Below are 14847 nucleotides of genomic sequence, written 5' to 3'. Positions count from 1 at the left end.
TTTTAAACATCTTTGTGCACTAGTGTTCTTTCACCTGAGCCCAAGATAATCATACTTTAGGAGAGTATATATGACTGAAAAAAAGAAAATAAACTTAGCTGAGGCTATGAAACAAAAATTAGCGCAAAAACAACAAGCCCAAGCTCAAGGCAAATTTGGAAAGAATTCGCCTGTTAAACCACAAACATTAAAATCACAATTATCCAAGAAACCAAGTAATACGCGACGGAAAATGGGGAGCTAAGAAGGAGAGGAAACGCCGGTAGGCCTGGCCCAATAAAAATAATAAAACAAAGAGAAGCGTTCAACGATGAGACGCTTCTTTTTTTAAAAAGAAAAGTATAGGCCATCGAAGCCATAAAGTGATCAGTAGAAAAACTTGTCTTCATGGATAAGGACTTGGTGTAAGCCAAGTTTTTCTTAGGATGAGGAGAGTAAACGGTGTGTCGATGTTGCTTTATATGTCTTTCACTGAGTAGGTCTTTTTACTCGGTAATTCTAGAGCATTTAATTGGCCGCCATAAACGCAACCGCCGTCGATACCAATAATATTATTGGTCGCAAAAAAGACGCCAAATCCATCATGAAAATGATCTGTAGGTGTATGTCCAAAAACAACTGGCTTTTCGCCATTATAGCCATGATGGAACTCATCGCGGATCCACATCAATAGGTAAGGATCAGTTTCATTGATAGGGGTAGTTGGATGGACACCACCATGAACAAAGATGAAGTCCTCTGTCTCATAATAATGATCAAGTTGATGAATGAATTCAAGATGCTTGGCAAGTGTTTCTGTTTTTTTGAGTGGATAAGATGAGGCAACAAGTTGATCAAGATCATGCACTTCTGGTACTTCATATCCATAACTTTTAAGGGTTTCTTGTCCGCCATTGCGAAACCAGTGTTTCAAACGTTGTTTATCTTGAAAAGCTTTTTCCATCATGTCCTCATGGTTGCCTTTAAGTAAGATTGCTCCTTGTGCCTTTAACGCCATGACTTTTTCAATGACGGCTTTTGGGCTTGGGCCACGATCGACATAGTCTCCTAATAAAATGAGCTGATCTTGTGCAGGATCGTAGGACGTCTCTTCAAGTAGACGTTCAAACTTGTAAATTTCCCCATGAATATCACTAATGACAAGCATTCTCTTCATAAGTAGCCCCCCTTTTTTTACGCTTATTTTATCATGTTTCAATCGTGTAAAATATCATTGCGGACAAAAAGTGTGAAAAAATAAAACTTTAGTCGGAAATAGGCACTTTAGGTAAGAAGGAGAGGTCATCATTGACACCACTGGACTATCGGACTTAGACTGTTTATGTAAGGGCTGTCCAATATAGGAATTTCACGAGAGGACAAGAGTTGACCCATTTTTTAGTAAAATATGACGCTATTTTTTGTTAGAGTGTCAACCAAGCAGAGATTAGCAACTAATAACAGACTAACGAGAGATTTACCCTATTTTAGCGTGCTAAATGGCGAGATTTAAATAAAAGGGTTTAGACCATTCTAAAGTGTGTAAAGGATTTGATGAGTGACATGGATAAGAGAAATGCAGTTGAGGGGTTATTCCAAGATATTATGAATGCCTCTTCTGAAAAAGATTTGGAGATTCTAGAACAACTTCTAAGTGGGGTGAAAAGAAAACTTCAGGAGCCACAGACCACTTACATTTCTGAACTCCTACAAATGGAACGGACTGTTGATCAACATCGATGTATCATGACCATTCCTATTAATGAACTAACAGAGAACACAGCACATATTCTTCATGGGGGAATGACGGCAACTTTGCTAGATACCGCTATGGGAACGCTCGCCAATGATGTGTTACCGGAAGATATGGGAGCAGTCACTTCCAATTTAAACATCTACTATATTGCTCCGGGCATAGGAAAATCGATAAAAGTGATCGCTGAGATAATACATAAAGGAACGCAAACGATTGTGCTTGAAGCGAGTGCCTTTCGTGATGATGAGGTGAAAATAGCCCACTGTACAAGTACGTTCCACATTATAAAGAGGAAAAAGTAAGCAGTAGGGGGCATCGGGATATCTCTTTGTTTTTGATATCGTCTTGTCCTGATAGGGATGAAATCGCTTTACCTTAATTGATCGTTTTTTTGAAAATAATAGTATTATTACAATGCCTAGAAATCTCTTGATTCTTCCTTAATTTATGACGATATTACACTATGCGTGCGACAAGTCATCAAGGAAGAAGGTAAAAGGTATTGAATACTCTATCGAAATTTAAAAACATCCTTTTTAGGCAAACATTAAGATCGAAATTAATGATTTCATTTTTAATTATTTTAATTGTGCCTATCTGTTTTAGTACTTATTTTTCATTGGATAGTACTTCGAAAAAGATGGACGAGCAGATCACCAGTTCTGCGCAAAATAGTGTTAAAATCGTTAATCAAACGATCGATCAGTTTATAAGTGCTCAAGAGCAAAATATAGATTATCTCTCTCATGCTATTGATGCTTCAGCAATCCAAGACGATAAGGATGAGGCGACCAGAACTTTATTGAATCAGATTCAAGACGCCTCGCCTAATGTTGAGCAAACATACATAGGAACGGAAACGGGTTCTTTTATGAACGCGCCTACTTCTTTTAAAAATCCTCCCGGTTATGATCCTAGGGAGCGTCCGTGGTATCAAGAGGCTATGAAGAATAAAGGGAAAGCGATTATCACCGAGCCTTATGTCTCGCAATCCTCTAAAAAAATGGTGGTCACCATTGCTCAAGCCACAAAGGACGGTAAGGGTGTTGTTGCTGTCAATTTAAAGCTTGATAGTCTCACCAATATGATGTCAAAAATTAAAATTGGAGAATCTGGCTATTTAATTCTGTTAGATCAAACCAATAAATACATTTCTCACCCAACTGAAAAGGCAGGCACAACACCAAAACTTGCGGTTTACAAAAAAGTAAATAAATTGGAATCCGGTCAGTTTAATTATCAATCTGATGATGCAGAGAAAAAGATGGTCTTCGCAACCAATGATCTAACAGGCTGGAAAATCGTTGGTACAATGTATCAAAGTGAAGTGACTGATGCTGTTCATCCGATATTATTGAAATCGCTGATCGTTTTAATCGTTGCGTTAATTCTTGGCGGGGCGCTTATTTATTTTGTTGTTCGCATGATCATCCGCCCGATTAAACAACTCATTCGATCGGCTGATGAAGTCAGTCAAGGCGACTTACGTAAGCCTATTGTTCTTAAGTCTAAAGATGAAATCGGACAACTGGGACGTTCCTTCGAGCAAATGCGTTCATCCTTAGTTACCGTGATCTCCGAAATCAGCGAGAAAGCAACTTCGCTGGCTGCTTCATCTGAAGAATTATCTGCGAGCACGGATCAAAACAGTCAAGCGACACAACAAATTACCCAAGCCATCCAAGAGTTAGGAATTGGCGCCGAACAACAATCAAGAAGTATTGAAGCGAGTACGCAGTCAGCTTTAGACATGGTTCAGACAATCCAAGAGATTGCTACAAGTTCTAATAAAGTGTCTTCCACGGCCGTAGAAACAACTCATATCGTGAAAGAGGGAAATGAAGCCATTGAGGTTACCGTTGAACAGATGCAATCTATTAAAAAAACGGTGAGTGATTTAGCTTATAAACTCAAAACACTCAGTCAGCATTCGGCGAATATCGGTCAAATTATTGGGGTAATTACAGAAATTGCTGATCAGACCAACCTCTTGGCTCTAAACGCAGCAATTGAAGCGGCCCGTGCCGGTGAGCAAGGTAAAGGCTTCGCGGTTGTTGCAGACGAGGTTCGAAAACTCGCTGAACAATCAGCGACATCTACAGATAAAATAAGACAAGTCATTACGACGATTCAAAGTGAGACCGATGAGGCATTAAAATCAATGGAACTCGGTAAGACGGAAGTGGATAAAGGAATTGACATTGTGAATCACGCAGGTGAATCCTTCAAAAATATTAAACAATTTGTTGATGAAGTGACTTCACAGATTCAAAACGTCTCTGCTTCAGTACAAGAAATTAATGCTGGGACAGAACAAAATGTAAAAACCTTTGAAGAAGTCTCTGAGATTTCAGAACAAACGTCAGCAGGTGTTCAAGATGTTTCAGCTTCTACAGAAGAACAACTCGCTTCCATGGAAGAAATCTCATCATCCGCTGAGGTATTATCGGAAATGGCAGAAGAACTTCAACAGATTATTGAGAAGTTTAAAGTGTAATAGATACACATCATACCGATCTATGCAATGACGAAGTGGTTATTTGCTCATAGTTTGAAATTAAGTATTGTGACGAGAGACGCCTGCACTTGTGGTAGGCGTCTTTGTTTTGATTTTTTTCTAGAAAAGTGTGGCTTTTTTCAAGGTCATGAATGTTAGAAGTTGAAATAAATTGCGACGTAGAAGATAATCGTGTGGATTTCCGCTCCAGGCTGCTCGCTTTCCGCGGGCACGCCTCAGCTAACTTGCGTTGGTCGATTTGTTTTCGCAAGTGGATCTTCGGACTCGTGCTGTTCCCGCTGGAGTCTCGCACCTTACACTCCAATCCACTTTATTCCTGCTGATGTTTTTTGACTCGCAGTTGACAATGTTAGTTCGGCAATTCTTTTGTGAGTCTGGCGCCTCATATGTGCGTGCGCAACGCTCTTTTGTTAGTTTCACTCTTGATTCGTGCGCTATTTGTTAGTAGCGGAGCCTCGTATGTTAGTTTGCTGCTTCTTTAGTGCCCGCGATTTGGAGCAGAAATCCAACTACCCATGATGTCACAAGTTATATCAATGGACAACACGCGATGCGAATTGAGGCTTGTTTTTTAGGGGAGAGCGTATAGCTTTAGCGAAGGAAGTGGGTATAGAAGATTGATAGTACCCTAGGAAATTTTTCTTTTTAGGATATAATGAGGAAAAGTAAAGCGGTAGGGGGGAATAAAAGGGAGACTTAGTCTCACTTTAATAAGGATGGAAAAAATTAAAATACTCTTAGCAGATGATAATTCCTTTATTAGAGAAGGCATGAAAATTATTTTAAGTACTTACAATGAATTTGAAGTGGTCATGACTGTAAATGACGGTAAAGAAGCCCTTGATTATTGCTTATCCCATGATGTTGACATCGCGCTCTTAGATGTACGGATGCCTAATATGAATGGGGTTGAGGCGACAAAGTATATTTCCGAGCAGTCCAAAACGAGGCCGCTCATTTTAACAACCTTCGACGATGATGAATATATTCTCGACGCTATCAAAAATGGTGCAAAGGGCTATTTATTAAAAAATACTGATCCTGAACGGATTCGCGATGCCATTAAAGGAGTGCATAATGGTCACACCGTCATGCAGGATGTTGTCTTAGATAAGCTGAAGTCGAACTTAAAGACAAAAGAGGAAGAGGACCCGAAGATTGATACCAGTCTTTTTACGGCAAGGGAACTTGATATTATGGCTTTGATTGCAAAGGGTTTATCAAACAAAACGATTTCGAAGCAACTTTACATTTCAGAAGGAACAACGGCCAATTATATCACCTCTATTCTAGGGAAAACGGGCCTTGAGCATCGGACACAGATCGCCATTTATTATATAAAAGGAACAGTCGGAGAGACTGAGTAAACGATTATGGACTTTTGGATTATCATGACTAAACTCATTTTATTGCTCTATTTGGCGATTACTTATACTCAGTCACAAAATGAAGAGCTTGCGTGGAGTATTTTCAGCTTACTTATTTATTTTTGTCTCAACATTTTGATTTATATTGTTAAAAATAAAAAGGTAAAAAACTTTATTTTACTTCTTTCTTTGCTCTTTATATTGGGAATGCAAAAAGAAATCTACCCATCCCTCATTTTTCTATTGCCTATAGGTCTCTTTGAATTCTTGTCTTATGACAAACGCAAAGGGTGGATCGCCCTTCTCATTTCTTTTCTTCCAGAATTCATCATCAGTGAACGGATGCAAATTCAATATGGCTTTGTGACCTTAGTTAGCTTTTTGGTATTTCAAATGGCGTCTCTATATAGCGAACGGATAACGAGCTATATCGCTAAGCTGGATAAACTGCGTAAAGATATGCAGAGACTGAGTAAAAATTTGAATGAAAATCAAGCTTATATTAAACAGCAAGAATATACATCGAAGTTAGAGGAACGGAATCGCTTGTCACAGGAAATCCATGATAGTATTGGGCATTCGATGACAGGGGCTTTGATCCAGATGGAGGCGGCAAAAAGCATCATGGAATCCCATCCGGAGAAAGCCGCTGAATTATTGCAAAATGCGATTAACATTTCTAAAGAAGGTATTGAGAGCATCCGCAAGACACTGAAAAACATGAAGCCTCAAACAGAACAATTGGGAATTAATCGCTTAAGACTGTTAATCGATGAATTTTCTTCAAAACATAATATTCTTGCGCCTTTTACCTATAAAGGGAATATGGACAAAATCACTCCAATTCAGTGGAAGGTTATCCTAGAAAATACGGGCGAGTGTTTAACGAATATTTTAAAGTATGCTAACGCGACAAGAGTCTCAATTGATATTCAAGTATTAAATAAGTTTATTAGGCTTGAGATTAAGGACAATGGGGGAGGGGTCGAAAAGGTCAAGAAGGGTCTCGGCATTATTGGTATGGAAGAACGGACAGCGGCGATCAACGGAACTATTATTGTTGATGGCTCTAATGGTTTTTCGGTGACAACCTTACTTCCGCTCATGATGTGAGGTTCCTCATATTAAAAAAATGAAAATTCTCATGTGAAAAGGATGAACTTATGCACTGCCGTGAGTTCATCCTTTCGTTTTATACTATAAGCAAGCTAACAAGAAAAAATGCGTCCTTTAGCAATTGGGAAGTGGCAATAAGCTGAGCTTTTCTATTGACCTTACAAAAGCGATCGCTAGGAACAAACTTATTAAAGTAAATCGATGAGGTGAGTGCATGAAAGTTTTAGAGATGAAGCATTTAACAAGAAAATTTGGTGACTTTATTGCTGTTGACAACGTGACTTTAGCTATAGATGAAGGGGAAATTTTTGGTTTTTTAGGTACAAATGGAGCAGGGAAGAGTACGACGATTAACATGATCGCTGGCCTTTTACACCACACGAAAGGTGAGATAAGGATCTTGGGGAAGGATGTTACCAAGAATAAAAAGTTTGCCAAGAGTCATATTGGTATGGTTCCACAAGATATTGCTATTTATGAAGATTTGACGGCCTATGAAAATATACAATTTTTTGCAGGGTTATATGGATTACGTGGACAAAAATTAAAAGAACAGGTAGAAGAGGCTTTAAAATTTGTAGGACTAAGTGATAAAGCAAAAAGTTTTCCTAAAACCTTTTCAGGTGGAATGAAGAGGCGCTTAAATATTGCCTGTGCCATTGCTCATCGACCTAAACTTATCATTATGGATGAACCTACAGTGGGAATTGATCCCCAATCAAGAAATTATATTCTCAGTTCTGTTCGAAAACTCAATGAGATGGGGTGTACGATTATATACACTAGTCATTACATGGAAGAGGTTGAAGAAATCTGCTCCCGGATTGCGATCATCGACCATGGGAAGATTATAGCTGAAGGCACTAAAGAACAACTTAAAGCAATTATTACTAACACAAAGGATATTTGGATTGGGATTAATTCAACTGACACTCTTGATCTATCACAGCTTAAACTTATCAATGGCGTAAAAGAGGTTAAGGTCGAAGAGGACGTCATAAAAATTAACTCCAGTGCAGATGTGAATAACTTGAACACGATTATTCAGTATTTTATAGCAGCAGGTATAGAGATTCGCACAGTGGAAGAACAGGCACCTAATCTAGATACGGTTTTTCTAACATTAACAGGAAGAAACTTGCGGGATTAACAAGGGGGGTGTGTTGATTGAATATTATTAATTTGGCCCTTAAGGAAATGAAACGTGATTTTCGTGATCTTCGCACGCTCATCTTTCTTTTGGCCTTTCCCATTGTCCTTATGCTGATCCTAGGAACAGCGCTTTCAAGTGATTTTAATACAACGACAGAAGTGGTCGATATTCCTGTCCTTTATAAAGACTCAGCCAATCAGTCAGTCTCTCAGGCTTTTCAAACCTTTACTGAAGGCCTTTCGGATTCAGGTGTCCATTTTAAAAAGGCTACAGAAACTATGGATGGTAAAAAAGCTGTTAAGGAAAACAAATATGGCGCTTATATTGAAGTGACCAATAGTCAGATTAAGATGTATGAGAGTAATAAAAATAGCATTGAAGGCAGTGTTATTGAAGGGATGCTCAGTGCCTTTGTAGATAAATACAATATGATAAGCACAGTCGCTAAGGTGTCTCCTAATGCTCTAAGTAAGGTGACACCAAACAGTGGTGAGGCCAACTTTATTAAGGAAACTGGGCTCCATTCTTTAAAAAAACCTGGAGCTATGGATTATTATGCTATCACGATGACCACCATGATTGCATTATTTGGAGCGATGTCAGCGAGTTATCTCATTCGTGGTGAAAGAATTATAGGAACGGCTACTCGTCTAGTGGTTGCGCCAATTTCAAAAGCAGAAATTTTTATTGGAAAGATTTTTGGTGGTGTTCTAACGAGTGTGTTGTGTACACTTATTGTTGTGCTTTTTAGTAAATACGTCTTTAAGGCCAATTGGGGAGAGCATTTAGGGATTGTCTTCTTTGTCTTAATTACTGAGATAGTACTGGCGATTAGTTTCGGACTGGGTATGAGCTATATGACGAAAACGTCTGGAGCTTCGCAGGCGATCATTATGGTTGTCATACAATTAGCAGCGTTCTTTGGTGGGGCATATTTTCAAGTGGAGGATGGTGGCGGATTGATGAACAATGTAATGCAGCTTTCACCACTGCATTGGGCCAATCATGCTATTACTCAAGTGATATACTCCGATAATATGACTCCAGCAATTCATGCAGCGTTTTTGAATCTCGGGATTTCTGTAGTGTTTTTATTGATTGCGATCATATCCATGGGAAGACGGGAGGGACTGTAGAATGAAGGACGTGATTTGGTTAATTAAGAATTTGTTCAAGGTCACTTTTAAGGATAAGAAGAAATTATTTTTTACTGTAGGGTTGCCTATTATCGGCATCTTGGTCTCAATCCTTATCTATGGGGGCTCAAATACGAGTACTTTGCATGTCGGTATCGTGAATCATGATCATAGCATGATTTCTAGTAATACAGTGAAGTTTATAAAGGGACTAGACCATGTTCAGGTTAAGGAGATTAAGGCCGCAGACGTGGAGGATAAAGTGTCATCAGGTCAACTTGATTGTGTCGTGACTTTTGATAAAGGCTATACGCAAAGTATTCAAAATGGACATCCTGATCATGTAAACATTGTTTCCATAAAAGGCGCTACGGTGACAGGTTTTGTTAAATCTTATTTAAATCAATATATCGATAATATTAATGATTTAAGTCTTGCCGGCAAAGGAGATCAAGAGACCTTTCATCGCCTTTATACTGATTATCAACAAGCGCCTTTTAAAATGACGACGGGTACACTCAATGATACTTCGAAAAATAACGATATGACGTATCAAGCGATCGGATTTCTTTTGATGTTTATGCTCATTGCGGCAGGGAATTTATCATCAATGATTACTCAGGAAAAAGAAGGCCGTACGTATTTCCGGTTATTATCGACACCGATTGATTCTAAGAAATATGTTCTTTCTAATATCATAACAAATCTGTTGATCATGATCGGACAAATTATTGTCACTCTTATCTTTATGACTAAGGTCTTTCATATTCAGTTAAGTATGCCGGTGTGGGAAATGTTCGTAACACTAATTCTTTTTGCTCTGGTTGCTGTTGGTCTATCCTTAGCGGTTATTGCCTTTGCGACTAGTTCTGCAGCTGGAAATGCGATGCTTAACCTCATTGTGACACCATCGTGTTTATTATCAGGGTGTTTCTTCCCGAGTGGCATTATGCCAGAGACGGTGCAAAAAATAGCCCACTTTTTACCTCAAACATGGTTACTCGATACCATTGATAAATTACAGCAAGGTCAGCATTTCTCTCAGGTGTATTTAAATATCTTCATTTTACTGGCCTTCGCTTGCGCCTTCTTCTTAATTGCTGTTTATAAGTTCGGGCGAAATAATAATGTCAATAATTTTATCTAAGAGTGCCATTAGAAAACTTGACCTATCGCCAATCCTTAAATGGCGATAGGCCAAAGTTGCACTTATAAGGTCTTCCATAAAATTATGATTTCTGACGTTATAAGAAAAAGAGCATCTGCCTTATAAAGGCAAACGCTCTTTTTTGGTTAAGGGGCAGGCTCCACCGGGTCAAACCCATAGGTTTTAAACGACTTTTTCGAAGTTGAGCCGTTTGTTTATCATATAAATGATTGGTGCTCCAATAGCCATGACGACAAACTCACCAATAGCAGCCGTTAGCCAGGTGATTAAAAAGGGTAGATTTAAGGCTAAATGCAGTTCGGCCGCGATCAGACACATCATAAAGGTAAAGACAATCGTATTGAAGATCATCCGTAGCCATATGCCTTTAATAAACTTTGTAGCTAAAATGGTGATGAGGAGTGAAATCACAGATTGTCCGACACCGAAAACAAGATCATAGCCGACCATGGGTGATAAAAGAAGATTGGCTATAAAAACACCAATAACAATGCCGTAAATATATTTTTTGTTAAAGACAACGAGATGATTAAACATCTCGGATACCCGGAATTGGATATTGGTAAAACCAAAAGGGGCAATGACGGCAGTAACGGCCACGTATAGGGCGGCGAGAATACCGTTTACAATAAGGACTCTTAATTTCATCTATCAATCTCTCCTTAGTTTTTTAGCGTGGGAGGGTCTCGAACCACGTCGAGTATACACTCGAAGTTTAATAATAATATAGCTTTAGGGGCCAGGTCAATTGAAAAATGTCACAATCGGTATTTTTCAGTGAAAAAGGACTAAATTTCTAGTATCTTATTCATGTCTTTTTTATCCTGTACCAATATTGATAGGCTTCAGTGAAGCCGAGCTGAGAGTAGAGACGAATAGCGGGAAGATTCTCTAAGACCACTTGCAGGTACGCCGTATGGGCTCCTTTTGCTTTCCCCCAATTTAAGAGCTGTAAAATAAGGCTCTGGGCATAGCCTTTTCTTCTGTGCGCTTCATGTGTGACAATATCAAATAGTCCAAGGTAGTCCTCTTCTAAAACACCTAAGCCACAAGCGGTCACTTCGTCCTTATGATAGGAAAGTAGAAAACAAGTTTCTGGGACGAGATTTTCTAGCATCTTTTTTAAAGTGGCCTGTGCTGAAAGCTCCACATGATTCAGAAGGCAAAAAGCGTTAAACCATGCTTCGTTAAAGGTTTCAAAAACATTGATCTGTAGCCTGTCACTTGCAAGCTTTAGCTGCTGTAAAGGAAGAATTTGTAGACTGGTCTGGCCTGATTTTTCGTAACCCTGGTTTTCAAGAAGTACATCTAATTCTGGGGGCGAAACAGCGGACGTCATTTTATAGACGGTATTTAACTTTTTTTGACGATAGATATGCTCACAATGGTCTATTTTATGTTGGACATCTTCTGTCGAGAGGTATAAAGGATGAATAGAATTAGCTCTTTTGGTATAGCCGTTAGAAAATCGTAAAATCCAGCCGTCATATAAAGTGGTTTGCAGAGCGGGGAGCGCATTTGCAGATAATGCCTCAATCTTTTTAATGTAAGCCGAGTCAACCTGAGTCAGGACCAAGAAAAGGACCTCCCTTTAGAAAAATAATAGTATTCCGTCGATTTTATCATATTTGGGATTTGGAGTGGAGAAAAGTTAGAAAACTTGGCTTGCAATTCTCCGCTTCACTAAGCACAGCCTGATGTTCGACATACGCGTTCACACATTAAAGTTGTCGCCGATCCTTAATGGCGAAAACCATGCCCGTTCCCTAGATTAGGTACTAAAAAGTTTTCTTATACTAAAGCAGCTTTGGCTACCCAGTTGATTGAAGCAGAAGACGCGAGACTCCTTCGGGAACAGCACGCGTCCGAAGATCCATTTTGGAACAGAAATTATCCATTCCAAAATTAGCTGAGGCCACTAAGGACGATCGGCTAAAAGCGTCACGTCATTAAGGAACTTCGGCTAAGACCGTCACGTCCGTGTGACACCGCCGAAGCTAGCACTTCCTGTGCGTCGAACGCCGACCCTACCCACGTCCTGTGGGCATGAGGAAAGCGAGCGTTCTGGGGCGGAGATCAATACCTCATTGATGGCCAGAATTTTATGCTTTCTGGCTTTAAAAAAATCGAGAAACTCTATTGACCTTTACGCAACGTAAAAGTGTAGGGTAAGTATTGAGGAGGGGATGAGATGGAATATACGGTACAAAGGCTAGCCAGATTAGCAGGCGTGAGTTCGCGGTCGCTCCGGTATTATGATGAAATTGGACTTCTCAAGCCGGCGAGAATCAATTCATCGGGTTATCGGATTTACGGTCCAAAAGAGGTAGACCAATTGCAGCATATTCTTTTTTATCGGGAATTAGGTGTTGATTTACAAACAATTAAGCGTATGCTTTCAAACCCTCACTTTAATAAAGAAAAAGCATTATGTCAGCATCGAGATCACCTCCTCGAAAAAAGGAAGCAATTAGATAGTCTGATCGCAAATGTCGAGAAAACCATTGCTTCAGCACAAGGAGAGATAAAAATGTCGGATCGAGAAAAATTTATTGGATTTAAACAAAAATGGATAGATGAAAATGAGCAGAATTATGGCAAAGAAATTCGTAAAAAGTACGGTGAAGACACGATTGATCGCGCCAATACGAAGCTGAAAAATATGACAAAAGAGGAATACGACATGGTCACATGTTTAGAAGCAAAAATAAAGGAAGACTTAGGAGAAGCGATGCGTGTCGGGGACCCTGCAAGTGAAGGGGCTCAAAAGGTTGCCGCTTTACACAAACAGTGGCTGAACTTCTATTGGAGCGACTATACTAAGGAAGCACATGCGGGACTGGCCCACATGTATGTTGCGGATGAAAGGTTTTCGGCTTACTATGATGCTGTGCAACCTGGTGCGGCTGCGTTTCTTAGAGATGCCATCCTTATTTATACCGGGAATAAGTGATTGAAAAAGAGCCTCTTTGATAAGTGAGGCTCTTTTGATGAATAGATTAATTGAACATGTATAAGGCCTTTTAGCCAAAAAATAAATCTAAAATATTGGAACCTGTTGAGGCTTTTTTATTGTAAAACTCAGAGTACCCACAATTTTTACAGAAGACGACCAAGAATTGATTGTTTTGAATATCGAACATTTTAGAGAGCCCCGTTCCTGTCATCGCAACATCTTTTGTTCCTGTCTCTGTGCTTCCACATTTAATACAGCCTTTTTCGCTCATCACATTCATCTTCTTTCTTAAAAAGTTTTCTAATAGTATATACGGTTAGAGGAGAATTTAGTTTCAGTCTTTTTAGATATAGGAGCTTTCCATATGAAGAGTGATAAGGAGTATAATAAAGGTTAGAAGATAATATTGACATTAAGGAGCGAATCTCTTTTATGCTGAACAAGGTCAATCGGCAATTAGAAAAGATGATGCCACTCATCACACCGACTGGGGTTATTATTGGTGTCCTATTAGCAGGATATCTTAAAGAATTTTCTTTTTTAATTCCGTGGATTTTTGCCTTTATGACCTTTACAGGAAGTCTAGGCTCAAACTTTAATTCTTTGAAGGAAGCTGTTGTTCATCCCTTTCCTGTCCTTATTACTTTATTTAGCTTACATATTATGATGCCATTATGTGCCTGGGGGCTTGGTCAGGTGATCTTTAGCGGAGACCATTTTACGATCACGGGCCTTGTTCTCAGTATGGTGATACCAACAGGCATTACCAGTTTTATATGGGTGTCTATGTACAAAGGGCACGCGACATTAACGCTTTCAATCATATTAATAGATACCTTATTATCCCCATTTATTGTGCCTTATTCCTTACATCTAATCGTTGGGCAAACGGTAACGATAAACCCCTTGAGTTTGATGATGGGTCTCTTGCAAATGATTGTGATTCCATCGCTTGTGGCCATGGCGCTTAATCAATGGACACGGGGGAAGGCCAAGACAGTATTAAGCCCACGCTTATCCCCGTTTTCAAAAATGGGGCTGGGGATTGTCGTCATGCTGAATGGCGCAGTGGTTGCCCCTTATTTACGCCATATTAATATGAAATTATTCAGTATTGCCCTTGTAGTGCTCGTTATTGCACTTTCAGGTTATGTCATCGCCTTTTTAATTGGAAAGCTGTTAAAACAACCACAGGGAACTGTCATTGCGATGACTTATACTGGAGGAATGAGGAATATTAGTGCCGGAGCTGTTCTAGCTGTTTCTTACTTTCCAGCCCCAGTTGTGGTACCGGTTGTTATCGGCATGCTTTTCCAACAGGTATTAGCTTCACTATACGGTCTTTTTCTCAACAAGATCTATTTAATAAAAGACACTAGGCAACAAAAGGTGTCATAAAAATGAAGAAAAAGGTGAATGTTTTTTTATGTATTTAACAGTACAAGAAACCGCAGATTATCTCTCTCTTACTGAATCGCAAGTCAAAAAGCTCATCCAACAAAGAAGGATTCGCACTGTTTTTGATGGAGAGCAGTATTTGATTAACAAAGAACAATTCAAGACGCATCTTGAACAGATGGAAAAATTAAAGAAAAGAATTGAAGAAGAACTCAGTGAACCCATTCCAGAAGATTGGGATGTTAAGGATGAGGACTAGCCAAAAGGTTATGGTAAAAATTAGCTATTTATTTACCAGAG

Annotated in this window: 15 protein-coding genes and 1 riboswitch; of the genes, 11 read left to right on the top strand and 4 right to left on the bottom strand. The window is 39.2% G+C overall.

All coding sequences use genetic code 11. The features are described 5' to 3' along the window. Positions 1-70 precede the first annotated feature (70 nt). Positions 71-244 carry a hypothetical protein gene (locus tag IEV91_RS05830; RefSeq protein WP_188496473.1) on the top strand — a complete coding sequence of 58 codons (174 nt, stop codon included), beginning with the start codon at positions 71-73 and terminating at the stop codon, positions 242-244. 213 nt (positions 245-457) lie between these two features. Here the strand turns inward: IEV91_RS05830 and IEV91_RS05825 are convergent, their stop codons facing one another. Beyond that, the gene (locus IEV91_RS05825; RefSeq protein ID WP_188496472.1) at positions 458-1156 is read right to left on the bottom strand and encodes a metallophosphoesterase family protein; all 699 of its coding nucleotides are present in this window, start codon (positions 1154-1156) and stop codon (positions 458-460) included. A 386-nt stretch (positions 1157-1542) separates the two neighbouring features. On the opposite strand from IEV91_RS05825, the gene IEV91_RS05820 reads away from it, so the two are divergent. From IEV91_RS05820 to IEV91_RS05790, 7 genes are all read left to right on the top strand, one after another. Continuing rightward, complete coding sequence (locus IEV91_RS05820; protein WP_229745429.1) at positions 1543-2037, top strand: PaaI family thioesterase; 495 nt, start codon at positions 1543-1545, stop codon at positions 2035-2037. 200 nt (positions 2038-2237) lie between these two features. Next, positions 2238-4232: a methyl-accepting chemotaxis protein gene (locus tag IEV91_RS05815; protein ID WP_188496471.1), complete on the top strand. Its 1995-nt coding sequence runs from the start codon at positions 2238-2240 to the stop codon at positions 4230-4232. A gap of 737 nt (positions 4233-4969) precedes the next feature. Beyond that, the gene (locus IEV91_RS05810; protein WP_188496470.1) at positions 4970-5620 is read left to right on the top strand and encodes a response regulator transcription factor; all 651 of its coding nucleotides are present in this window, start codon (positions 4970-4972) and stop codon (positions 5618-5620) included. Positions 5621-5626: 6 nt separating this feature from the next. Continuing rightward, positions 5627-6733 carry a sensor histidine kinase gene (locus IEV91_RS05805; RefSeq protein WP_188496469.1) on the top strand — a complete coding sequence of 369 codons (1107 nt, stop codon included), beginning with the start codon at positions 5627-5629 and terminating at the stop codon, positions 6731-6733. A 217-nt stretch (positions 6734-6950) separates the two neighbouring features. Beyond that, on the top strand, positions 6951-7886 hold the full coding sequence (locus IEV91_RS05800; RefSeq protein WP_188496468.1) for an ABC transporter ATP-binding protein: 936 nt from the start codon (positions 6951-6953) through the stop codon (positions 7884-7886). 17 nt (positions 7887-7903) lie between these two features. Next, positions 7904-9025, top strand: a complete 1122-nt coding sequence (locus tag IEV91_RS05795) for an ABC transporter permease (protein WP_188496467.1) — start codon at positions 7904-7906, stop codon at positions 9023-9025. Position 9026: 1 nt separating this feature from the next. Beyond that, entirely contained in the window at positions 9027-10172 is a 1146-nt protein-coding gene (locus IEV91_RS05790; RefSeq protein ID WP_188496466.1) for an ABC transporter permease, read from the top strand. Between the two features lie 183 nt (positions 10173-10355). Here IEV91_RS05790 and IEV91_RS05785 read toward each other — a convergent pair whose 3' ends face one another. After that, entirely contained in the window at positions 10356-10841 is a 486-nt protein-coding gene (locus tag IEV91_RS05785; RefSeq protein ID WP_188496465.1) for a QueT transporter family protein, read from the bottom strand. Positions 10842-10849: 8 nt separating this feature from the next. Next, positions 10850-10894, bottom strand: a riboswitch (PreQ1 riboswitch). A 107-nt stretch (positions 10895-11001) separates the two neighbouring features. Continuing rightward, positions 11002-11769 carry a GNAT family N-acetyltransferase gene (locus IEV91_RS05780; RefSeq protein ID WP_229745428.1) on the bottom strand — a complete coding sequence of 256 codons (768 nt, stop codon included), beginning with the start codon at positions 11767-11769 and terminating at the stop codon, positions 11002-11004. 615 nt (positions 11770-12384) lie between these two features. Between IEV91_RS05780 and IEV91_RS05775 the strand changes: the two genes are divergently transcribed. Continuing rightward, complete coding sequence (locus IEV91_RS05775; RefSeq protein WP_188496464.1) at positions 12385-13146, top strand: MerR family transcriptional regulator; 762 nt, start codon at positions 12385-12387, stop codon at positions 13144-13146. A gap of 70 nt (positions 13147-13216) precedes the next feature. Here the strand turns inward: IEV91_RS05775 and IEV91_RS05770 are convergent, their stop codons facing one another. Further along, positions 13217-13420, bottom strand: a complete 204-nt coding sequence (locus IEV91_RS05770) for a zinc ribbon domain-containing protein (RefSeq protein WP_188496463.1) — start codon at positions 13418-13420, stop codon at positions 13217-13219. 161 nt (positions 13421-13581) lie between these two features. On the opposite strand from IEV91_RS05770, the gene IEV91_RS05765 reads away from it, so the two are divergent. Beyond that, complete coding sequence (locus IEV91_RS05765) at positions 13582-14547, top strand: bile acid:sodium symporter family protein (protein WP_188496462.1); 966 nt, start codon at positions 13582-13584, stop codon at positions 14545-14547. A 28-nt stretch (positions 14548-14575) separates the two neighbouring features. Beyond that, a complete protein-coding gene (locus tag IEV91_RS05760; protein ID WP_188496461.1) occupies positions 14576-14806 on the top strand; it encodes an excisionase family DNA-binding protein in 231 nt (76 codons plus the stop codon). The last annotated feature ends 41 nt before the right edge of the window (positions 14807-14847 follow it).

This window comes from Pullulanibacillus pueri (assembly GCF_014639255.1).
Classification (GTDB): domain Bacteria; phylum Bacillota; class Bacilli; order Bacillales; family Sporolactobacillaceae; genus Pullulanibacillus; species Pullulanibacillus pueri.
Note: the sequence above shows the minus strand (reverse complement) of the source record. Positions and strands in the feature narration are given on the sequence as shown.